This is a genomic window from Aliiroseovarius sp. S2029, from assembly GCF_023195575.1.
GTDB lineage: Bacteria > Pseudomonadota > Alphaproteobacteria > Rhodobacterales > Rhodobacteraceae > Aliiroseovarius > Aliiroseovarius zhejiangensis.
The window spans coordinates 723,926-746,866 of sequence record NZ_JALPQE010000001.1; the positions used below are offsets into that span (position 1 = coordinate 723,926).

The following is a 22,941-nucleotide window of genomic DNA, read 5'->3' on the forward strand; positions in this document are numbered from 1 at the left end:
TCCTCGGGTGAATGCGCGCTAGCGCAGAGGGACAAAGCCCCTTACACCTCTTCCACATCTACCACACCCGGCAGCGACTTCAATGCGCCCTTGATTTGTGGGTTCAGCGGAAATGGCTGGCCCAATGTCATCTCGACCTCGCCGGGCAGGGTGGGATCCATCAGACAGACAGAAACTTCGCCAGGCCGCACATTGCGCGCCTTCTCGCTCGCATCCTGCAACAAATGCGCCACCTGTGTCAGCGTGTCCGCCTGATCCAGATACAGCTTCAGCGCCACGCCACCCGCATCGGCAATCACCGCATCCAGGGGTGCGACAGACCGGCCGCGCGGGTCGAACTGGCCTTCCTCGAAGCGGCCTTCCAACTGCATGACCACCTGCATGGTTTCGTCAAAGACCTTGCGGCAGGCTTCGAAATCATCGGCAAACAACAGGATGCCCGACACCTGCTCGGTCGGGTCGTCGATATTCAGGCGGAAGAACTGGTTGCCCCGGGCGGATTTGCGCGCCTGCAGCCCGCTGACATTCACCGCCACCTTACCGACGGCGGCGCCGGACCGCTCGGCCTTGTCGCGCAGCTCGCGCAGGGTCATGATCCCCTTGCGTTTCAACGCGGGCAGGTAATCATCCAGCGGATGGCCAGACAGATAAAACCCGATCGCCTTGTGTTCTTCGGCCAACCGTTCATTGGGCAACCAGTCGCCCACCGGGGACAAGCGCGGTTCAGGCAGATCGTCACCCGCCTCGCCAAACAGCGACACCTGATTTGAGGCACGCTGATCATGGATCGCGGCAGAGTAACTGACCAGCGCATCAAGGCTGTCGAACACGCGACGGCGGTTGGGGTCCAGTTCATCGAATGCACCCGCGCGCGCCAGCATTTCCATCGGGCGTTTGCCGACACGTTTCAGATCAACGCGGCGGGCAAAGTCAAACAGAGTGGCAAAGGGCTTGTCGATCCCGTCCACCTTGCGCCCTTCGACCACCAGCTTCATCGCCTCGATCCCGACATTCTTCAGCGCCCCCAGCCCATAGACCACGCGGCCCTGATCAACGCTGAACGTCTCAAGCGATCGGTTGACGCAGGGCGGCACGATCTCGATCTCCATGCCCCGCCGCACTTCGTGGGCATAGACGGACAGCTTGTCGGTCAGGTGAATATCGCAGTTCATCACGCCGGCCATGAACTCGACCGGGTGGTTCGCCTTCAGCCATGCGGTCTGATAGCTGACCACGGCATAGGCAGCGGCGTGGGATTTGTTGAACCCGTAATTGGCGAACTTTTCCAGAAGGTCGAAGACTTCAGAGGCTTTCTTCTTGTCGACACCGTTCTCAGCCGCACCAGCCTCGAATTTCGGGCGTTCGGCGTCCATCGCCTCTTTGATTTTCTTGCCCATCGCGCGACGCAACAGATCCGCGCCGCCAAGCGAATAGCCCGCCATGACCTGCGCAATCTGCATCACCTGTTCCTGATAAACGATGATGCCCTGCGTTTCCTCAAGGATATGGTCAATCAGGGGGTGCACGCTTTCGATCTCGCGCAGCCCATTCTTGACCTCGCAATAGGTCGGGATGTTCTCCATTGGGCCGGGACGATAAAGGGCCACCAGCGCCACGATATCCTCGATGCAGGTGGGTTTCATGCGCCGAAGCGCGTCCATCATGCCGCTGCTTTCCACCTGGAACACGGCAACGGTCTTGGCGGCGGCATAGAGCTTGTAGGTCGCTTCATCATCCAGCGGGATGGTGTTGATCTCGTTCTCGGTCCCTTCAGGCGGTTCATATAGAGTTTCACCATTCGGGCCCGTATGGATATCGCGCCCCTGTCCACGGATCAGATCCACGGCATTCTGGATCACGGTCAGCGTTTTCAGGCCCAGAAAGTCAAACTTCACAAGACCGGCCTGCTCTACCCATTTCATGTTGAACTGGGTCGCCGGCATGTCCGACTTGGGATCCTGATACAGCGGCACCAGCGCATCCAGCGGTCGATCACCGATCACCACACCCGCTGCGTGGGTCGAGGCATTGCGCAACAACCCCTCCACCTGCTGGCCATAGGTCAACAATCGGTCGACAACTTCCTCGGCGCGCGCTTCTTCACGCAGGCGCGGTTCATCCGCCAGTGCCTTTTCGATCGAGACAGGCTTGACCCCTTCGACCGGGATCAGCTTGGACAGGCGGTCCACCTGCCCGTATGGCATCTGCAACACCCGCCCCACATCGCGCACAGCCGCCTTGGACAGAAGCGCTCCGAAGGTGATGATCTGGCCGACCTTGTCGCGGCCGTATTTCTCTTGCACATAGCGGATGACCTCTTCCCGGCGATCCATGCAAAAGTCGATATCGAAGTCAGGCATCGACACACGTTCGGGGTTCAGGAACCGTTCGAACAGCAGCGAGTAGCGCAAGGGGTCAAGGTCGGTGATGGTCAGGGCATAGGCCACCAGACTGCCCGCACCAGAACCGCGCCCCGGGCCAACGGGGATCTCGTGATCTTTCGCCCATTTGATGAAATCGGCCACGATCAGGAAATAGCCGGGGAAGCCCATGCCCTCGATGATATCCAGCTCGAAATCCAACCGTTTCTGGTATTCTTCGACGCTGACCGCGTGGGGGATCACGGCAAGGCGGGCCTGCAAGCCCTCGTTGGCCTGACGACGCAACTCCTGCACCTCGTCATCGGCAAACTTCGGCAAGATCGGGTCGCGGCGATAGGCCATGAAGGCACAGCGGCGGGCAATCTCGACCGTGTTATCAATCGCCTCGGGCAAATCAGCGAACAGCGTGATCATTTCCTCGGGGCTTTTGAAATAATGCTGCGGCGTCAGGCGGCGTCGACCTTCCTGCTGATCAACATAGGCGCCCTCCTTGATGCAGATCAGCGCGTCATGGGCTTCGTACAGCTTTTGCTGCGGAAAATAGGCATCATTGGTCGCAACCAGCGGGATGCCCATCTGATAGGCCATCTCGACAAAGCCCTGCTCGGTCGCGCGTTCGGCCTGTGTGGTTTGGCCGCCGTCACCGGGATGGCGTTGCAATTCGACATAGAGCCGGTCGCCATAACAGGCATGGAACCGCTTCATCAGGGCTTCGGCCTTCGGTCTTTGGCCGGCTTGCAACAGCTGGCCGACCGGTCCAAGTGCTCCGCCCGTCAGGCAGATCAAGCCGTCCGCGTATCGTTCCAGTTCATCAAGTTTCACCTGCGGCAGCTCTCCGCCCTTGTCGATGTAAAGGCAGGAATTGAGCTTCATCAGGTTCTCATACCCGCGCTCGGACTGCGCCAGCAGCACGACCGGCGCGGCAGGGCGAGGTTTTTCGCCGGGCGCGGGCTTGTCGAAAGCCACGTCGACCTGACAGCCAATGATTGGTTGCACCCCCTGCCCAGCCGCGGTGACGGAAAACTCCAGCGCCGCGAACATGTTGTTGGTGTCGGTGATCGCCACCGCAGGCATGCCCGCCGCCACGCACAGACCCGGCAGCTTCTTGACCGGAATCGCACCTTCCAGCAGCGAATACTCCGTATGAACGCGCAGGTGAATGAATCGGGGTTGGTTCGTCATGTTGCCAAACTAGACGACCGCCCGGCGGGGGGAAAGCGCAGAAAGGATCACGTGGCGGGGTGCAGAATTTCGATCCGGTTGCCGAAGGGATCTGCGGTATAGAAACGTTTGAAACCCGCAAGGTTCTGATCCCATTCAACCGGGTATTTCGCGTCGCCCAACCGCCGCGCCAAGGCGTCAAGTTCATCGCACAGAAAGGCGGGATGGGCTTTGCGCGCCGGCGTAAACGGCGTTTCCACACCCAGATGGACGCGCACGTCGCCTTGCCGAAACCAGACCCCACCGCGTGCCGCCAGCGCCTTGGGCTTCGATTCCGTTACAAACCCCAGAAGGTCTGAATAAAAGCCGATGGCTTGCGCTTCCTGCCCCTGTGGCATGGCCAGCTGAACGTGATGAAGTTGCGTAATCATTTGCGCTCCAATATTGGCATACATTTGCATACATATTGCCCATTCCCAAATCAAATCAAATCGCTGCATCCTTGCTGCGCCTGCGAAGAAGGAAATTCTTGCCAGAAGGGCGATTCTCGGCTTTGTTTGATAGACAGAAAAATAAACCCCGCCTGTTTTCTACGCCGCATCGAGGGCAGGCAGACCGGGGCCACAACAGGGTAACGCGGCAGGACGAATCTCATGGATATCGCCTTTCTTCTGAACGGAGAGAGTGTGACGCTGCATGACGTGGACCCCACACGGACCACGCTGGATTGGCTGCGCGACTCCCAGGGATTGACCGGCACCAAGGAAGGCTGCAACGAAGGCGATTGTGGGGCGTGTACGATCATGGTCACCGACAGCGACGGGGCGAAGGCGGTCAATGCCTGCATCCTGTTTCTGGGCCAGTTGAACGGTAAATCCCTGACCACGATCGAGGGGTTGGCGCAGGGCGACCAACTGCACCCGGTCCAGGATGCGATGGTCGAGAAACACGGATCGCAATGCGGTTTTTGCACACCCGGCATCACAATGTCCCTGGCCGCTGCGCATCTGAATGACGATCAGAACCATGATGACGTGCTGGCAGGCAACCTGTGCCGCTGCACGGGCTACGCCCCGATCATCCGCGCCGCCCAGGATGCCGCGCAGACACCCGTGCCCGAGGGGTTCGACCCGACCCCCAGCAGTTTGCCCGAAGCCGCCGACCACGCCGATATCGCGCGGCCGGAAACATCGGAGGCCTTGGCCCATGCTTTGATGACCTCACCCCATGCCACGCTGATTGCCGGGGCGACGGATGTCGGGTTGTGGGCCACCAAGGCGCTGCGCGATCTGAACCCGGTGATCTTCCTGAACGGGGTGAAGGATCTGAAAGATGTGAAAATCGGCGATAAGGACATTCGCATCGGCGCCGGCGTCACGCTGGAGTTTTTGCGCAAGGTCATCGCCCCGCTCCACCCGCATTTCGCCGAGATGCTGCGCCGGTTCGCATCGGTCCAGGTGCGCAACGTGGCCACGATCGGCGGCAATATCGCCAACGGATCCCCCATTGGGGACACACCGCCCGCGCTGATCGCGCTTGATGCAACGCTTCATCTGCGACGCGGCGATGATCGCCGCGCCATCCCGTTGGAACAGTTTTTCATCGACTATGGCAAGCAGGACCGCCAACCGGGCGAGTTTGTCGAAGCCGTTTCGTTCCCGCGCCAACCGGACCGGCTGCGCGTGTATAAACTGTCCAAACGGTTCGATCAGGATATCTCGGCTGTTCTCGGCGCTTTTAACATCACTGTGCAGGACGGGACGATCACCTATGCGCGCATCGCCTTTGGCGGCATGGCGGGCATTCCGAAACGGGCATCCCATGTCGAAACCGCGTTGGTTGGCAAGGATTGGTCCGAGGCGACAGTTCGCGCCGCCCTGCCCGCGTTTGAAAAAGACTTTACACCAATGTCCGATATGCGGGCATCGGCAAGCTATCGCATGCGAACCGCGCAGAACATGCTGCTGCGTTATTGGCACGAGGATCAGGGCCACTCCACATCGGTGCTTGAGGTGCAGTCATGAGCGTTGGTCGCCCCCTGCCCCATGACGCGGCCCGCCTGCACGTGACTGGCCAGGCGCATTATGTCGATGACATTCCGACACCTGCAAACTGTCTGCATCTGGCCTTTGGGCTGAGCGACACGGCGCGCGGCGTGATCACCCATGCCGATTTGTCAAATGTGCGCCAGTCGCCGGGCGTGGTGGATGTGCTGACCGCCATCGACCTGCCTCATGCCAACGATGTCTCGCCCTCGATCCATGACGAGCCGTTGCTGGCGCAGGGCGAAGTTTTCTATCACGGCCAGCCGATTTTCCTCGTGATCGCAAATTCGCATCTTGCTGCCCGCAAAGCCGCCCGGAAAGCCAAGATCACCATCGACCCGCGCCCGGCGATCCTGACCATTGACGAGGCGATGGAGGCAGACAGCCGGTTCGAAGGTGGCCCGGTGATCTGGTCGCGCGGCGATGCTGCGGACGCCATAGAAACCGCCCCCCACACGCTTTCCGGGTCGTTCGAGATGGGCGGGCAGGAGCATTTCTATCTGGAAGGTCAGGCCGCACTGGCGATCCCGCAGGAAGCGGGTGACATGTTGGTGCACAGCTCGACCCAACACCCGACTGAAATTCAGCACAAGGTGGCCGAGGCGCTTGGCGTGCCGATGCACGGTATCCGGGTTGAGACCCGCCGGATGGGCGGCGGGTTTGGTGGCAAGGAAAGCCAGGGCAATGCACTCGCGGTGGCCTGTGCCGTGGCTGCCCAGCGCACCGGGCGGCCATGCAAAATGCGCTATGACCGCGACGATGACATGGTGATTACCGGCAAACGGCACGATTTCCGCATCACCTATCGCGCGGGCGTTGATGATCAAGGGCGCGTTCTGGGGCTGGAGGTCACGCAGCTTGCCCGCTGCGGCTGGTCGCAAGACCTGTCCTTGCCGGTGGCTGACCGTGCGATGCTGCATGCGGACAACGCCTATCACCTGCCTGCCGTCAAAATCGAAAGTCATCGCCTGAAAACCAATACGGCGTCGGCCACCGCCTTTCGCGGCTTCGGCGGCCCACAAGGTGTACTGGGAATCGAGCGCATTCTGGATCACATCGCGGCGGCGCGCGGATTGGACCAGGTTCAGGTGCGGCGGGTCAATTTCTACCGCGACGGGCAGACCACGCATTACGGTCAGACGATCGAGGGCTTTCACGTCCCGGCCATGACCGACGCCCTGTTGGCACGCGCGGATTACGCTGCGCGGCGGGCCGGTGTCGACAGGTTCAACGCCGAAAACCCGGTTCTGAAAAAGGGCCTTGCCTATTCGCCGGTCAAGTTCGGGATCAGTTTTACGCTGACCCATCTGAACCAGGCGGGCGCTTTGGTGCATGTCTATGCCGATGGGTCGATCCGCATGAACCATGGCGGCACCGAAATGGGGCAAGGGCTGTTTCTGAAGGTCGCGCAGGTCGCCGCCCGCAGCTTCGGTGTGCCCACCGAGGCGGTCAGGATCACCGCGACCGATACCGCGAAAGTGCCCAATACATCCGCCACCGCGGCGTCGTCGGGGTCGGACCTGAACGGGATGGCGGTGCAGGAAGCGTGCCTGACCATACGCGATCGTATGGCCGAGCATATCGCCGGGCTTTGGCAATGTGGCACAAAAGACATTTCGTTCGAGGATGGTATGCTGCACGGCCCGAACGGCAAGACCATCAGCTTTGCCGACGCCGCTGCCTCGGCCTATGAGACGCGGGTCAGCCTGTCGGCCACGGGCTTTTACAAGACGCCCGGTATCAACTGGGATCGGGCCAAGGGCCAAGGCCGTCCCTTCCTCTATTTTGCCCATGGTGTCGCGCTGACCGAGGTGGTCATAGACACGCTGACCGGTGAAAACCGTATCCTGCGCACCGACATCCTGCATGACGCGGGCAGCAGTCTGAACCCCGCGATTGACATCGGGCAGGTCGAAGGCGGCTATGTGCAGGGGGCGGGTTGGCTGACCACGGAAGAGCTGGTGTGGGATGACAAAGGACGGCTGCGCACCCATGCGCCGTCGACCTACAAGATCCCGGCCTGTTCCGACCGGCCGCGCGTGTTCAATGTCGATCTGTGGGACCAGCCCAACCACGAGAACACGGTGTTCCGCTCAAAGGCGGTGGGTGAACCCCCCTTGATGCTGGGTGTTTCCGCGTGGCTTGCGCTGGCGGATGCGGTGTCGGCCTGTGGCGACGGCTATCACGATCTGAACGCCCCGGCGACCGCCGAGGAAATTCTGGACGCCATCGAACGGGTGCGCACTGGATGAGCTTTGACCTGACCCAGCTGGCAGATACCATCGCCCGATACGGTCCCGTCGCCCGCGTGGTCGTTGCAGACACCGCCGGTTCAACCCCACGCGAAGTGGGGGCATCCATGCTGGTCTGGCGGGACGGGCAAAGCGGCACAATCGGTGGGGGGGAGCTGGAATATCGCGCCACCATCGCCGCGCGGTCACTGTTGTCCAATGGCGAACGCGCTGCTCTGAAACGCATGCCGCTTGGTCCAGATCTGGGCCAATGCTGCGGCGGGGCGGTCACTCTGTTGACCGAGTGTTTCGCGGCGGATGATCTTTCAAGCCTGGCGCGGGACCATATCGTTGCGCGACCGGTCGTGCCATTGGACGCCACACCCTTGGCGGTGAAACGCGTGCTGGACCAGGCGCGGTCGAAAGGGTTGCGCCCTGCCCCACAACTTTTGCATGGCTGGATGATCGAACCCGTGTCCCGGCCCGACACACCCGTCTGGATCTATGGCGCCGGGCATGTCGGGCGGGCGCTGGTCGATGTTTTGTCCCCGCTGCCCAATCTTGCCATCACCTGGATCGACACTGCGGTCGATCGGTTTCCAGCATGTGTCCCTGCGAATGTCTCGACTTTGCCGACACCCCATCCCGCGCGGGCGGTCGGGTTGGCCCCGCAGAACGCACATCACCTTGTCCTGACCTACAGCCACAGCCTTGATCTGGACCTGTGCCACGCGATCTTGTCACGACCCTTTGCCAGCGCCGGACTGATCGGGTCTGCGACCAAATGGGCACGGTTCAGCAAGCGGTTGGCCGGTCTTGGCCACGATGTCGAACAGATCAACAGTATTCGCTGCCCGATCGGAGATCCGGGCCTTGGAAAGACCCCACACGCCATTGCAATCGGGGTTGCCGCCGCGCTACTTGGCAGCGTGGCCGATAACGAAAAAAACAACAGGGGAATGCACGGTGACAGGGGATACGCGCCACCAAAACGCGCTGTTGACACTTGAGGGGATGACGAAAGCCTATCCGGGTGTCGTGGCCAATGATCAGGTTTCGTTTTCGATCCTACCGGGCGAGGTGCATGCCTTGCTGGGGGAAAACGGGGCGGGGAAATCGACACTGGTCAAGATGATCTATGGCCTGGTCAAACCGGATGCAGGGCAGATGACGCTGCGCGGCGAAAGCTTTGCGCCGGTCAACCCGGCGGCGGCACGCAGTTCCGGTGTCACGATGGTTTTTCAGCATTTCAGCCTGTTCGACGCGCTGTCGGTGGCCGAAAACATCTCGCTCGGCATGGACAATCCGCCTGACCGGCGCGTGTTGTCGGCCCGCATCCGCGAGGTGAGCCAGGCCTATGGCCTGCCGCTTGATCCGCATCGCGTGGTGGGCGATCTGTCGGCGGGCGAACGTCAGCGGGTCGAGATCATTCGCTGTCTGCTGCAAGACCCGAAGCTGTTGATCATGGATGAACCGACCTCGGTTTTGACTCCGCAAGAGGTTGATATTCTTTTCAAAACCTTGCGCAAGCTGACCGCCGAAGGCACCGCGATCCTGTATATCTCGCACAAGCTGGAAGAAATCCGATCCCTGTGCGAACACGCCACCGTCCTGCGTCTTGGCAAAGTGGTCGACACCTGCGACCCGCGCGAGAAATCGGCCCGCCAACTGGCCGAGATGATGGTGGGGGATACGCTGCACGTGCCCTCCCGCGAGGCCGCAGACCCCGGCCCCGTCGCCCTGTCGATGAACGACGTGTCGATGAAATCGCCATCCGAATTCGGCACCGACCTGCGCAACATCTCGCTTGAGGTGCGCAAAGGCGAGGTTCTGGGCATCGGCGGTGTGGCGGGCAATGGACAAGATGAATTGCTGGCTGTTCTGTCAGGCGAAGGCCGCGCCCAGACAGGTGCGATTACGCTAGGCGGTGACGATATCACCTTGCTCCACCCCAATGCCCGCCGGGCGCGCGGCCTGTTGACAGCGCCGGAAGAACGGCTGGGCCATTCAGCCGCGCCGGATATGAGCCTGACGGAGAACGCGCTTCTGACCGGCGCCGTGCGTGAAAAACTGGTTGACCGGGGCTTCCTGAAATGGGGCAGAACCGAAGATTTCGCCCGCCGTATCATCAAGGCTTTCGACGTGCGCACGCCGGGGCCGGACAATGCGGCGGGGTCGCTGTCGGGTGGCAATCTGCAGAAATTCGTGATCGGGCGCGAGGTCTTGCAACGCCCTGACGTGTTGGTCGTGAACCAGCCGACCTGGGGGGTGGATGCCTCGGCCGCGGCGGCGATCCGGCAATCGCTGCTGGACCTGGCCCATCACGGCGCTGCGGTGGTGGTGATCAGTCAGGATCTTGACGAGTTGATGGAGGTCGCCGACCGCTTCACCGCCCTGAACGAGGGCCGCTTGGCCGACCCCGTCCCCACTCAGGGGCTGGATGTTGAAACGATCGGCCTGATGATGGGCGGTGTGCACGGGGAAACAGCAGCATGATACATCTGGAAAAACGCCCACAACCGTCCAAATTCTGGGCAGGATTCACGCCGGTTCTGGCCGTCATCGCCACGATGATCGCCGGTGGCATCATGTTCTGGATGCTGGGCAAACCGCCCCTGGAAGCCATCCGCACGATCTTCTGGGATCCGCTGTTTCATGAAACCTTTGGCCCCTATTCCCGCCCGCAGCTTCTGGTGAAGGCAGGCCCGCTGATCCTGATCGCCGTCGGGCTGAGTCTCGGGTTCCGGGCGGGCATCTGGAACATCGGAGCCGAGGGGCAATACATCATGGGCGCGATCTGCGGCGCGGCGGTCGGGCTGGCCTTCTACCCCTCCGACAGCGTGCTGATCTTTCCGGCAATGGTGCTGGCCGGTGCGCTTGGGGGCTGGGCCTGGGCGATGATCCCGGGCGTGCTGAAAGTGAAGTTCGGCACCAATGAAATCCTTGTAAGTCTGATGCTTGTCTATGTGGCCGAGAACCTGTTGGCCTCCGTCAGTCAGGGGCTTTTGAAGAACCCCGAAGGCATGGGATTCCCCGGCTCGCGCAATTTTCGCGACTTTCCTGCCGCCTATAACACAGAACTGATCAGTGGCACCGGGATGCACTGGGGGGTGGCCGCAGCCTTCGTGGCCGTCATCTTTGCCTATGTCCTGCTGACCCGTCACATGCTGGGCTTTCAGGTGCGCCTGACCGGCGAAGCGCCGCGCGCCGCCCGGTTTGCGGGCGTCAATCCGACGCGTTTGATCCTGTTCTGCCTTGGCACGTCCGGCGCGCTGGCCGGGCTTGCAGGCCTGTTCGAAGTGTCCGGCCCTGCCGGGCAGGTCACGATCGACTTCAACTCGGGCTATGGGTTTACCGCAATCATCGTGGCCTTTCTGGGCCGCCTGCATCCCATCGGCATCCTGCTGGCCGGGCTTTTGATGGCGCTGACCTATATCGGGGGCGAGCTGGCGCAGTTGATGCTGGGTCTGCCTGCGGCGGCGATCCAGATGTTCCAAGGGATGCTGATGTTCTTCCTTCTGGCGATGGACGTCCTGTCGCATTACCGCATTCGTTTCAACACCCCCGCAACCGTTTAAGGAGAACGATGATGGATCTTGGTCAAATCAACCCGCTTCTTCTTCTCGCGTCCCTGATGGTGGCGGCAACGCCGATCCTTCTGGCGGCCATCGGTGAAGCGGTGGTCGAAAAGTCGGGTGTCCTGAACCTTGGCGTTGAGGGCATGATGATCACCGGCGCGGTGGTCGGCTTTGCCATCGGTGTCAATACAGGCAGCCCCGCCATCGGCTTTGTGGCCGCTGCGGCGGCGGGGGCGGCGCTGTCGATGCTGTTTGGCGTGCTGGTGCTATACCTCATGTCGAACCAGGTCGCGACCGGGCTGGGATTGACCCTGTTCGGCTTGGGCCTGTCCTCGCTGATTGGCAAACCTTACGAAGGGCTGAAGGCGCCAAGCATGGCAAAATGGGACATCCCCGTGCTGGGCGATATTCCCATTCTGGGACCGATCCTGTTCCGGCACGACCCCATGGTCTATGTCAGCCTGATTATCGTCGCCGCCACCTGGTATGTGCTGACGCGGACCCGCGCGGGCTTGATCCTGCGCGGTGTCGGCGAAAACCACGATGCGGCCCATGCGCTTGGCTACAAGGTGGTGCGCGTGCGTCTGTTGGCCATCGCGTTCGGTGGCGCCTGTGCCGGGCTGGGCGGGGCCTATGTCAGCCTGGTGCGGGTGCCGCAATGGGTCGAAGGGATGACCGCTGGTGCCGGCTGGATCGCCCTTGCCATCGTTGTGTTTGCAAGCTGGCGTCCGTGGCGTGTGCTGCTGGGGGCCTATCTGTTCGGCGGCATCACGGTGCTTCAGTTGAACCTGCAAGCCGCAGGCGCCGCGATACCGGTCGAAATCCTGGCGATGAGCCCCTATATCGTGACAATCCTTGTGCTTGTGGTTATCTCTTTGCGTGGCAATCATGGCGCACCGGGTTCACTTGGGCGCATCTTTCACGCGACGCATTAGGCCGGTCAGATGATCAAACCCGACATTCACGACATTCTGGACGGCCACAAGCCTTTGGGCGGTGTGAATGTCGGGCGTGTGATGGATGTGCTGATCGTCGCCTCGGCAGTTGCCATCGCGCTTGAAACCATGCCGCAACTGCCCGATCACCTGCGCCGCTTTCTGCTTGGGTTCGAGCTGTTTCTGCTGGTCGTATTCGCCATCGAATACCTGATACGTCTTGCCACCGCCAATCGCCCCTTGCGATATGCATTCAGCTTCTGGGGCATGATTGATCTGCTGAGCATCGCCCCTGCCATCGCCCTGATGACCCCGCAATGGATGGTTGTGCGCACGTTCCGCCTGTTGCGGCTGGTGCGGCTGCTGAAGCTGTTTCGTGGGTCACACGCGATGGAACGTCTGGTGGTGGCATTTCAGCAGGTGCGCGGCGAGCTTATGGTTTTCGGCGTGATTGCTGCGCTGATGCTTTATGTCTCGGCGGTCGGGATCTATATTTTTGAGCATGACGCCCAGCCCGAAGTCTTCACCTCGATCCCCGACAGCCTGTGGTGGGCAGTCGCCAGCTTCACGACCGTGGGCTATGGCGATATGTTTCCGATCACGCCGGGCGGCAAGATTTTCACCACCTTTGTGCTGTTCATCGGGCTGGGCGTGATCGCTGTCCCGTCCGCCATCGTGACGGCCGCGCTTCTGGAAAGCGAAACCAACATACAACGACGCATTCGCGAGGCCGCCAAAAACGGCGAGGACCGCGACGACGAAACTTCAGAATCTGCTCAAACCATCAAGGGAGAATGAAATGCGTGCAGTAAAAACACTTCTGGCCAGTGTGGCCGTGGCCGCCGGGCTGTCCGGCGCGGCCATGGCCGAGGACAAGACCAAGGTCGGCTTTATCTTTGTCGGCCCGATCGGCGATGGCGGCTGGACCTATGAACACAACCAGGGCCGTCTGGCCGTGGAGGAAGAGTTCGGCGACAAGGTCGAAACCATCTATCAGGAAAGTGTGCCGGAAGGGGCCGACGCCGAACGTGCGATCACCCAGATGGCTCTGGCCGGGGCCGACCTGATCTTCACCACCTCGTTCGGTTACATGGACGCGACCATTGCAGTGGCCGAGAAGTTCCCGGACGTGAAATTCGAGCACGCCACCGGCTACAAGACTGCACCCAACGTGTCCGTCTACTCGGCCCGTTTCTATGAAGGGCGCGCCGTGCAAGGCCACATCGCCGGCAAGATGACCAAATCGAACATCATCGGCTATATCGCGTCCTTCCCGATCCCGGAAGTGATCCGCGGTATCAACGCGGCCTATATCCACGCCAAGAAGGTGAACCCCGACGTTCAGTTCAAAATCGTCTGGGCCTATACTTGGTTTGACCCCGCCAAGGAAGCCGACGCGGCCAAAGCCCTGATCGAGCAAGGCGCCGACGTGATCCTGCAACACACCGATTCCACCGCCCCGCAAGCTGCCGCACAGGAAGCCGGGGACATCATCACCTTCGGTCAGGCGTCCGATATGTCAGAATACGCGCCGATGCCGCGGGTCTCGTCGATCATCGACAACTGGGCCCCCTACTATATCGCGCGGACCAAAGCCGTGATGGATGGCACCTGGGAAAGCAAATCGACCTGGGATGGCATCGGGGCCGGCATGGTCGGCATTGGCGAGATTTCGGATGCGGTGCCAGCCGATGTGAAAGCCGAAGCCGAGGCTCTGCGTGACGCGCTGGGTTCAGGCGAATATCACGCTTTCACCGGGCCGCTGAACAAGCAGGACGGCAGCGCCTGGCTGGCGGAAGGCGAAACCGCGGATGACGGCACCCTGGCCGGCATGGATTTCTATGTCGAAGGGATCGAGGGCGAAATCCCCTCCAGCTGACCTGACCGGCATACGCCCTATTGGACCTCGCCCTCGGGCGGGGTCTTTTTTTGTGGCAGGCGACGGAAACGCCGCGCCCGTGCGTTTGAGAAACAGGTAACAATGGAGCTTACAATGCACGTCTCGAAACCCCTTTCTGTCATTCTGCTAACTTTTCTTTCGGTTCCAGTCTTCGCCCAACAGCAGCCCGGCCTGCACTTCATCGAAAACTGGGATCTGAACGAAGACGGCGTCGTCACCGTCGAAGAAACGCGCGAGCGGCGTGGCGACATTTTCACCACCTTCGATGCCAATGAGGACGATGTGCTGACCGCAGAAGAATACGTCATGTTCGATGAAGCCCGCGAGGCGGATATGAATGAAAACGGGTATGCGGTGATGGGCGGTCAAGGTCAGGGCAAGGGTCAGGGCAAGCGATCCGGCATGGGGGAGCACGGCGCCGCGATGGCCATGACCCGTCAGAACGCCGATCTTGACGGCGACGGGCGCGTCACGCGGGCAGAGTTTCTGTCAGGCGTCGACCTGTGGTTTCCGACGCAAGACCGCAATGGCGATGGTGTTCTGACACAGGACGATTTCGGGCGACGCTGATCGCATTGCCCCGATGCCATGATTTCGATTGACCCGGCATTGCCGGGTCTTTCGCTTTTCACGTCCCCATGCAACTGTCCGCATCATCACTCAACTGAATCAGGATCGGGCGGGATCATGCAGGACTTTATCGTTATTGGTGGCGGGATTGCAGGCGTTTCAGCGGGCGCGCGGTTGTCCCGGTTGGGCCGCGTCACGTTGATCGAGGCCGAAGATGCCCTTGCCTATCACGCATCGGGCCGGTCTGCTGCGATGTTCGAAGAAAGCTATGGCGCGTCCAGTGTCATCGCGCTGAACCGCGCTTCGCGCCCGTATCACGAAACGGCAAATGGCGGCGTGCTCAGCCCGCGCGGGTTGATGATCGTGGCCACCATAGGGCAGGAGGATACGCTGGCGCAGGACCTCAAGACCATGAAGATGGACCCGATTACGGTAACCGAAGCACAGGCGATGGTGCCCATCCTGAATGCCGGGGCCATCCTGGGTGCGGGGTATCACGCCGACGCATGGGACATCGACACCGACCTTCTGATCCAGAACTTCGCCCGCGAGATCCGCGCGGACGGCGAGGTGATCACCGGCGCGCGCGTCGAACAGATCACGCGCCATGATGCAGGCTGGATGGTCACGACCCCAAAAGGTACCTTCTCATCGCGCATGTTGGTCAACGCAGCCGGGGCATGGGCCGATCAGGTGGCGGCGATGGCGGGGATCGCGCCCATCGGCATTCAGCCGTTCCGCCGCTCGATGGCACGCATTCCGGCACCGGGCGGACATGACGTGGCAGGTTGGCCAATGTTCATGGGTGCGGGCGAAAGCTGGTATGCCAAGCCGGATGCTGGCGCCCTGATCGTATCCCCCGCCGACGCCGACCCGCTCGACCCGCAGGACGCATGGGCAGATGACATGGTTCTGGCCGAAGGCTTGGCCCGATATGAGGAGGTGGTCACAGAACCCGTCACGCGGATGATCGCCAACTGGGCAGGGCTGCGCAGTTTTGCACCCGACCGCAACCTGGTGATCGGGCCATCGCCGCAGGACGCGGGTTTCCTGTGGTTTGCAGGGCAAGGCGGATACGGGTTCCAGACCAGCCCGGCGGCATCGCGTTTGCTGGCCGATCTCGTTTCCGGGGCGTCATCCGAACTGGACGCAGGCACCGTGGCGTCGCTTGATCCTGCGCGGTTTTGCTGATTACCCCAGAAGCACGTTCAGGTGTTTGACCACCGACCGGGCCAACACATCCGGTTCATATCCGCCTTCCAGCATCGACAGGATCCGCCCATCGGCGAACTCATCTGCCACTGCCTTCAACTCGCGCGTGACCCATTCATAGTCGGCATCGGTCAGTTGAACGCTGGACATATCATCGGCGACATGAGCATCGAATCCGGCCGAGATGAACAGAAACTCAGGTTTGAACGCCTTGAGATGCGGCAGCCAGTGGGCGCTGACGGCCTCGCGAAATTCGGCGCTGCCCGCGCCTGCAGACAGGGGAATATCAACGAGATTGTCGGTTTCCTTCTCATGCCCGGTGAATGGATAGAACGGGTGCTGGAAACTGGAACAGAACAGCACGCGGGGTTCGGTCTTGAAGATCTCTTCTGTGCCGTTGCCGTGATGCACGTCGAAATCAATGATCGCGACGCGCGACAGATCATGCGCGTCCAGCGCATGGGCAGCCGCCACCGCGATATTATTGAACAGACAAAACCCCATCGCCTTGTCACGTTCGGCATGGTGGCCCGGCGGGCGGATCATGCAAAAGACAGGGTTGGCCTCGTTCGACATCACCAGATCGACCCCCAGCACGCCCGCCCCGGCGGCCCGTTCGGCGGCGCGCAAGGTGCCAGGGCTCATCACCGTATCGCCATCCACTTCGACACTTTGCATCCCCTGCCCTGGTGCCAGCGCATAGACGCGGTCCAGATAATCGCTGTCATGCACCCGTTCGAGCTGCGCCCGTTCGACCAGCGGCGCATCGCGGTGGCGCACAACGTAGTCCATGCCTGACATGATCAACTGGTTGTTGATCGCATCCAGCCGCGCCTTGCTTTCGGGGTGCAGGGGGCCTGCATCGTGGTCTCGGCACTCTGGGTGCGATATGATGGACAGCATTCGGTCTCCTCTCCTGAACCTGCGTTGTGCCGGGCCTAAAGTTCGCGTTCGACGATCACCACATCATGGTCATCCGGGTCGGGCCGCTGGGTGAAACCCAGATCCTTCATCAGGCGCAGCATCGGGGCATTCTTGCGCAGAACCGTGCCTTCGATCACTTTCAGCCCGTGATCCTGCGCGGCCTTGAACAGCCCCTTCATCAGCTTGGTACCCAGCCCCTGATTCTGAATGCGGTCGGACACGACGACCGCAAATTCGCAGCTTTTCCAATCGGGATTGATCACGTATCGCGCCACGCCGACCTGAACCGGCGCGCCGTCGATCTCGGCCATGGCGACCAGCGCCATTTCCCGGCGATAGTCGATCTGGGTGAACTGCGCGAGCAGCTCCGGGCTCAGCTCGTTCACCGACCCCATGAAACGCATCATCTTCGCCTCGTCCGACAAATCGCGCATGAACTGCTTTTCATGCTCGGCATCTTCGGGCCGGATCGGGCGGATGGTCAGGGGCGTGCCGTCGCGCAGGAAGGTCTGGCGCGCAAGATGGCGCGGATAGGGGTGGATCGCCATGTGGTCATATCGGCCGTCATTGGATGGCGGTCGCGCCACGGTGATGCGCGCATCCACCGCCAGAACACCGTCCGGTCCGGCAAACAACGGGTTGATGTCCAGCTCGACAATCTCGGGCAGTTCGCTGACGATGATCGAGATACGCTTCAGCACATCCACCAGCGCCGCCTTGTCGACCGGGTCATAGTCGCGGAAGCTGTCCAGCGCCTTTGAGACACGTGTACGATTGATCAGCCGCTCCGACAGAACCGCGTTCAACGGCGGCAGGGCCACGGCGCTGTCTTTCATCACCTCGACCATCGTGCCGCCGGCCCCGAACAGGATCGTCGGCCCGAACACCGGATCGCGGCTGGCCCCGATGACAAGCTCGCGCGCCTGCCTGAGATGTGACATCGCCTCGACCGTGACACCGGTGATTTCGGCGTCGGGCTGGGCCTTTCTGACGTTGGCAACGATCTCGTGAAACGCGCGTGTCACTGATGCGGCATGAGCGACGTTGATCTTTACGCCCCCCACATCGGTTTTATGCGACACGTCGGGGGACGAGATTTTCATTGCGACGGGAAAGCGCACGGTTTCGGCAGCGATCAGGGCGTCGTTCGATGTCTTCGCCTCGAAGGTCAGGTTCACTGGGATGTTGAACGCGCTGAGCAACGCCTTGCTTTCGGTATCAGAGAGCATGCTTCGCCCGGTGGCCAAAGCGTTTGCAATGATCATTCGCGCGCCGTTCAGATCAAGCCCTTGCTCAAAGGCGCGCGCGCGCGGCACCTCAAGCGAGAGCTGCCGGTTGCGATTGTGCTGCACGAGGTACGAAAACCCCTCGACCGCCCGTTCAGGTGTCTCGAAGACGGAAATCCCCGCTTCGGACAACAAGTTGCGCCCTTCTGCAACCACGTCTTCGCCCATCCAGCAGGCCAGTACCGGTTTCCTGTTGCGCTTTGGCAAGGCCGCTTTCACGGCTTTGGCAGCGGCGGTTGCATCGGTCATAGCCTGCGGCGTCAACAGAACCAGAACGCCATCGACCTCGGGGTCGGTAATGGCGGCCTTGACGGCGGCACCATAAGCATCGGGCGTGGCATCGCCCAGAATGTCAACGGGGTTTGCGTGGCTCCAGTACGCGGGCAGCAGCTTGTCCAGCGTCTTGCGGGTGGCATCGGACAGGGGCGGCAGGCTGATATCCAGATCGCCCGCCCGGTCCGCAGCCAGCACCCCGGCCCCACCCCCATTGGTGATGATGCACAGCCGGTCGCCGGAGGTTTTCTTTGTGTTCGCCAAAAGCTCGGCGGCGGCGAACAACTGCCCCAGCGTGTTGACGCGCACAGCGCCCACACGTTCCAGCGCCGCATCAAACACCTGATCCGAGCCGATCAGCGCCCCGGTATGGGTATGCGCGGCCTTGGCACCGACTGCATGTCGCCCTGATTTCAGAACGATCACCGGTTTCAGGCGCGCCGCCCGGCGCATCGCCGACATGAAGTTCGGCGCGTCCTTCACCCCTTCGACATACAGCAGTATGGCGTCGGTCTTGGGGTCATTCACCAGATAATCCAGCGTGTCCCCGATATCGACATCCAGCGAGCTGCCCAGCGACACCATGGCCGAAAACCCCGAATGGTGTGGTCCCGCCCAATCCGCAATGGCCGAGATCAGCGCCCCCGATTGCGACACCATCGCCAACCGCCCCTTCGGCGCCTGCGACTTCAGAAACGTGGCGTTCAGCCCCAACCAGGGCCGCACCAGCCCGACGCAATTCGGACCCAGCACCCGAATGCCAGCCTTGCGCGCCTCGTGCATGACCTGGCTTTCATAAGCGCGACCCTTCTGGTCACCGTCGCTGAACCCGGCAGACAGAATGATCGCAGCCTTCACCCCGGCCTGGGCACAATCGCGCATGATGCCCGGCACCGTGCGCGCCGGGGTGGCGATAACCGCAAGGTCAATATCCTTCGCGATATCCGAAATGGTCGGATAGCACTCTGCCGCGTCGATTTTCTTGTGTTTGGGATTGATCGGATAGATGGCACCGTCAAATCCGCCTGCAACCAGATTGGCATAAGCAAGCGCGCCGACCGAATGGCCAGAGGGGCTGGCCCCGAACACGGCGACGGATCGAGGGTCGAACAGAGGGCTAAGTGGGCTTTTGTCCATGATATGACATCCTACGCGCAAGGCACACCACAGGGTGGCCGACTATTCCTCCTGCCACGTTTCTGCACCTGCAAAACCGGGCTGTCTTTGATGTGGCTCAAGACCTGCGGGCAGGACCGCCCGCATGTTCGATCCCTTTCAGGATTGGGCAGTCGGGCCGATCATCTCCCGAACAGGCGCGCACCAGTTCCGACAGCGTATCACGCATGGCCCTGAGATCCGCGATTTTCGCTTCGATTTCTTCCAGATGCTGAGCGGCGATGCGTTTGACATCGCTGCTGGCGCGGGACTGATCTTCATAAAGCGCCAGCAGAGCGCGGCAATCCTCGATCGAGAAGCCAAGCGCGCGCGATCTGGCGAGGAATGTCAGCTTGTGCAACTCCTGATCAGCGAAGACGCGATAGCCGTTGGTGTCGCGACTGGGGGTGACGAGCCCGATATCCTCGTAATAGCGGATGGTCTTGGCGGGCAATCCAGTGCGTTGGGCAGCCTGGGAAATGTTCATGAGGTCTCCTCCAGCAGCGGGCGGACAAAGCGCAGGCGCAAGGCGTTGGTCAACACAAGGACCGAGGACGCCGCCATCGCCCCCGCCCCCAGCATCGGGGACAGCAGCAAGCCCCAGACGGGATAAAGCACACCCGCCGCCACCGGGATCAGCAACACGTTGTAGCCGAAGGCCCAGAACAGGTTTTGCCGGATGTTGTTCATGGTGCGGCGGCTGATCTCAAAGGCGTTGACCACACCCGACAACGCGCCGGACGACAACACGACATCCGCCGCTTCAATTGCAACATCGGTGCCGGTGCCGATGGCCAGCCCCACATCGGCGCGTGCAAGTGCCGGAGCATCGTTTATCCCGTCACCGACAAATGCCACCTTGCCGAAGCGCGATTGCAAGACTTCGATCGCTTCCACTTTCCCATCGGGCAACACGCCGGCATCCACGTGGTCGATACCAAGCTGGTCGGCAATCGCTGCTGCCGTCGCCGGGTCATCGCCAGTGATCATGGCCAGTTGTTTGCCCATGGCGCGCAAAGCGGCCAAGGCGGGTCCGGTGTCGGGCTTGATCGGGTCGGACACTCCGATCAACGCGGCCAACTGCCCGTCAATCGCCACGAAAAACACAGTGTGGCCCTTTGCCCGCATGGGGTCCGCACGATCGGTCAGGTCGGACATGGGAACATTTTCGCGCGCCATGAACGATTGTGACCCGACAAGAACCTGAGATCCGTCAATATCCGCCTGCAATCCAAACCCGGTCACGGTCTGCACGTTGCTGGCTTGCAAAGGGGTAACACCACGTTCCTCGGCTCCGCGCAGGATCGCTTGCGCCAATGGGTGCTCACTTTGTGCCTCGGCCCCGGCGACCATGGCCAGCACGGTGTCTGCATCGCGGTCCCCCACGGTTTCAAATGCCGTCATCTCGGGCCGACCCTGTGTCAGTGTGCCGGTCTTGTCGAAGGCCACGACCTGCGCGGATTGCAGCGATTGCAACGCATCGCCCCGACGAAACAAGGCACCCAGTTGCGCCGCCCGTCCGGTGCCCACCATGATCGAGGTGGGCGTCGCCAATCCCATGGCACAGGGGCAGGCGATAATCAGAACCGACACACCCGCAACCAGCGCCAGACCCAGCGCGGGGTCGGGGCCGAACACCAGCCAGACCAGCACGGTCAATGCCGCGATCCCCATCACGATGGGCACGAACACTGCCGTGATCCGGTCGACCAGCGCCTGAATGGGCAGGCGCGCACCTTGCGCGTCTTCGACCATCCGCACGATCTGCGACAAAAGCGTATCTGGACCGACCGCCGTGACCCGCGCCTTCAGCGCCCCTTTCCCGTTCACGGTGCCGCCTGTCACGCTGTCGCCCTTCGCCTTGGCCACGGGTACGGGTTCGCCGGTGATCATGCTTTCATCAACAGGGCTTTCACCCTCGATCACCTCGCCGTCCAGCGGCACGCGTTCACCGGGGCGAATCACGACAATCTCGCCGGTGACGACTTGCGACACGGGGCGGGTCAGAATCTTGCCATCGGCGTCTACCAACGCCTCGTTGGGGGCAAGCGCGACAAGGGCGCGGATGGCCTCTCCGGTGCGGCCCTTGGCGCGCGCCTCCATCCAGCGACCGATCAGGATCAGCACGATGATGACGGCGGCGGCCTCAAAATAGACATTTGCCGTGCCAGCCGGCAGGATGCCCGGCGCGACCACCGACACGACCGAATAAAGATAGGCGGCAGAGGTGCCCAACGCGACCAGTGCGTTCATCTCGGGCGCGCCGCGCAACAGCGCGGGAATGCCCTTGGCAAAGAACACCCGACCCGGACCAGCCATGACAATCGTCGTCAGAACAAGCTGGATCCAGTGCGAGGTGCCAAGGCCGATGGTGCGCGCAATCCAGTGGTGGAAGGGCGGAAAAAGATGCCCGCCCATTTCAAGGATGAACACGGGCAATGTCAGGGCGGCGGCCAGAAGCGCCCTTTGCTTCAGGGCCAGTGCCTCGGCCTCTTTGTCGCGTGGTCCGTCGGCGGCGCCGTCGTCACGCGGGCGCGACGGAAATCCCGCCTTCGTCACTTTCGCGGCCAGATCATCCGGGGAAGCGGCACCGGCCAGATAGGTCACGAACGCCCGTTCCGAGGCCAGGTTGACCCGTGCCTCAAGCACACCGGGGGTCGCTGCTAAGATCCGCTCGACCCGCCCGACGCAGGAGGCGCAGGTCATCGACCCGACCTCCAGCACCGCGGTTTCGCGCCGCGCCGGATAGCCCGCGCGATCCAGCGCATCGGTCAACTTGTTGGCGCTGGCCGGATCCGAAAACACGACACGCGCGGATTCATTCGCCAAATTGACCGGGGCGCTTTCGACCCCGTCAACAGCGGTCAGGGCGCGTTCAGCCCGCCCGACGCAGGACGCACAGGACAGGTTTTCAAGTTTCAGGGTCAGGGTATTCGCAGCCGACATGGGGCACTCCGATTTCGTTGTGCAGTTTAGATAAGGCTTCCAGTAACTGGAAGGTCAAGATGTATCACGAAATTTCTTTCCCGCGCTTGACCCGTTGAAAATTGAGCGTATGGAAAGGGAAACACCGTTGCGAAAAGGGTTTCCATGACAACATTTCACGTGCCCGACATGAGCTGTGGACATTGCAAAGCCTCGATCACCGAGACCCTGACGAATGCCGGGGCCGAAAAACTGGCGTTCGACATGGAGGCCCGCACGGTCGACGTTCTTGGCCTGTCACCCGAAGAGGTGATCGAGAAGCTGGACCAGATCGGTTTTCCCGCCGAGCAGAAATAGAAAACCCC

The 22,941-nt window shown here is 61.5% G+C and carries 18 protein-coding genes; 11 read left to right on the forward strand and 7 right to left on the reverse strand.

Annotated features, from left to right (window positions below; genetic code table 11):
• Nucleotides 1-41: 41 nt before the first annotated feature.
• The 3 genes from dnaE to MUY21_RS03605 are packed head-to-tail and all read right to left on the reverse strand — an operon-like array spanning nt 42 to nt 4,197.
• A complete protein-coding gene (dnaE, locus tag MUY21_RS03595; RefSeq protein WP_248409001.1) occupies nt 42-3,563 on the reverse strand; it encodes a DNA polymerase III subunit alpha in 3,522 nt (1,173 codons plus the stop codon).
• 47 nt (nt 3,564-3,610) lie between these two features.
• Nucleotides 3,611-3,973, reverse strand: a complete 363-nt coding sequence (locus MUY21_RS03600) for a VOC family protein (RefSeq protein WP_248409002.1) — start codon at nt 3,971-3,973, stop codon at nt 3,611-3,613.
• Nucleotides 3,974-4,023: 50 nt separating this feature from the next.
• Nucleotides 4,024-4,197, reverse strand: coding sequence for a hypothetical protein (locus tag MUY21_RS03605; RefSeq protein ID WP_248409003.1), 174 nt, complete (start codon nt 4,195-4,197; stop codon nt 4,024-4,026).
• Here MUY21_RS03605 and xdhA point away from each other — a divergent pair.
• The 10 genes from xdhA to MUY21_RS03655 all read left to right on the forward strand — a co-directional run bounded on the left by xdhA (nt 4,196) and on the right by MUY21_RS03655 (nt 15,992).
• A complete protein-coding gene (gene xdhA, locus MUY21_RS03610) occupies nt 4,196-5,566 on the forward strand; it encodes a xanthine dehydrogenase small subunit (RefSeq protein ID WP_248409004.1) in 1,371 nt (456 codons plus the stop codon). The two genes, MUY21_RS03605 and xdhA, sit on opposite strands and share 2 nt — an antisense overlap.
• Entirely contained in the window at nt 5,563-7,839 is a 2,277-nt protein-coding gene (xdhB, locus tag MUY21_RS03615) for a xanthine dehydrogenase molybdopterin binding subunit (RefSeq protein WP_248409005.1), read from the forward strand. The genes xdhA and xdhB overlap by 4 nt, the downstream gene beginning before the upstream one ends.
• Complete coding sequence (gene xdhC / locus MUY21_RS03620; protein ID WP_248409006.1) at nt 7,836-8,828, forward strand: xanthine dehydrogenase accessory protein XdhC; 993 nt, start codon at nt 7,836-7,838, stop codon at nt 8,826-8,828. Before xdhB ends, xdhC begins: the two co-directional genes overlap by 4 nt.
• 4 nt (nt 8,829-8,832) lie before the next feature.
• Nucleotides 8,833-10,314, forward strand: coding sequence for an ABC transporter ATP-binding protein (locus tag MUY21_RS03625; RefSeq protein ID WP_248409184.1), 1,482 nt, complete (start codon nt 8,833-8,835; stop codon nt 10,312-10,314).
• On the forward strand, nt 10,311-11,396 hold the full coding sequence (locus MUY21_RS03630; protein ID WP_248409007.1) for an ABC transporter permease: 1,086 nt from the start codon (nt 10,311-10,313) through the stop codon (nt 11,394-11,396). Before MUY21_RS03625 ends, MUY21_RS03630 begins: the two co-directional genes overlap by 4 nt.
• A gap of 11 nt (nt 11,397-11,407) precedes the next feature.
• Entirely contained in the window at nt 11,408-12,331 is a 924-nt protein-coding gene (locus tag MUY21_RS03635; protein ID WP_248409008.1) for an ABC transporter permease, read from the forward strand.
• A 9-nt stretch (nt 12,332-12,340) separates the two neighbouring features.
• A complete protein-coding gene (locus tag MUY21_RS03640) occupies nt 12,341-13,129 on the forward strand; it encodes an ion transporter (RefSeq protein WP_248409009.1) in 789 nt (262 codons plus the stop codon).
• 1 nt (nt 13,130) lies between these two features.
• Complete coding sequence (locus MUY21_RS03645; RefSeq protein WP_248409010.1) at nt 13,131-14,210, forward strand: BMP family ABC transporter substrate-binding protein; 1,080 nt, start codon at nt 13,131-13,133, stop codon at nt 14,208-14,210.
• A gap of 102 nt (nt 14,211-14,312) precedes the next feature.
• Complete coding sequence (locus MUY21_RS03650; protein WP_248409011.1) at nt 14,313-14,801, forward strand: EF-hand domain-containing protein; 489 nt, start codon at nt 14,313-14,315, stop codon at nt 14,799-14,801.
• 117 nt (nt 14,802-14,918) lie between these two features.
• The gene (locus MUY21_RS03655; protein ID WP_248409012.1) at nt 14,919-15,992 is read left to right on the forward strand and encodes an FAD-binding oxidoreductase; all 1,074 of its coding nucleotides are present in this window, start codon (nt 14,919-14,921) and stop codon (nt 15,990-15,992) included.
• On the opposite strand, the gene MUY21_RS03660 is transcribed toward MUY21_RS03655, so the two are convergent.
• The 4 genes from MUY21_RS03660 to MUY21_RS03675 all read right to left on the reverse strand — a co-directional run bounded on the left by MUY21_RS03660 (nt 15,993) and on the right by MUY21_RS03675 (nt 22,597).
• Nucleotides 15,993-16,916 carry a histone deacetylase family protein gene (locus MUY21_RS03660; RefSeq protein WP_248409013.1) on the reverse strand — a complete coding sequence of 308 codons (924 nt, stop codon included), beginning with the start codon at nt 16,914-16,916 and terminating at the stop codon, nt 15,993-15,995.
• A gap of 35 nt (nt 16,917-16,951) precedes the next feature.
• Nucleotides 16,952-19,633, reverse strand: a complete 2,682-nt coding sequence (locus MUY21_RS03665; protein ID WP_248409014.1) for a bifunctional acetate--CoA ligase family protein/GNAT family N-acetyltransferase — start codon at nt 19,631-19,633, stop codon at nt 16,952-16,954.
• Nucleotides 19,634-19,730: 97 nt separating this feature from the next.
• Complete coding sequence (gene cueR, locus MUY21_RS03670) at nt 19,731-20,138, reverse strand: Cu(I)-responsive transcriptional regulator (protein WP_248409015.1); 408 nt, start codon at nt 20,136-20,138, stop codon at nt 19,731-19,733.
• Nucleotides 20,135-22,597, reverse strand: coding sequence for a heavy metal translocating P-type ATPase (locus tag MUY21_RS03675; RefSeq protein WP_248409016.1), 2,463 nt, complete (start codon nt 22,595-22,597; stop codon nt 20,135-20,137). The genes cueR and MUY21_RS03675 overlap by 4 nt, the downstream gene beginning before the upstream one ends.
• A 144-nt stretch (nt 22,598-22,741) precedes the next feature.
• Between MUY21_RS03675 and MUY21_RS03680 the strand changes: the two genes are divergently transcribed.
• Nucleotides 22,742-22,933 (forward strand): heavy-metal-associated domain-containing protein, encoded by a 192-nt coding sequence (locus MUY21_RS03680; protein WP_248409017.1) that lies wholly within the window; start codon nt 22,742-22,744, stop codon nt 22,931-22,933.
• Nucleotides 22,934-22,941: the final 8 nt, after the last annotated feature.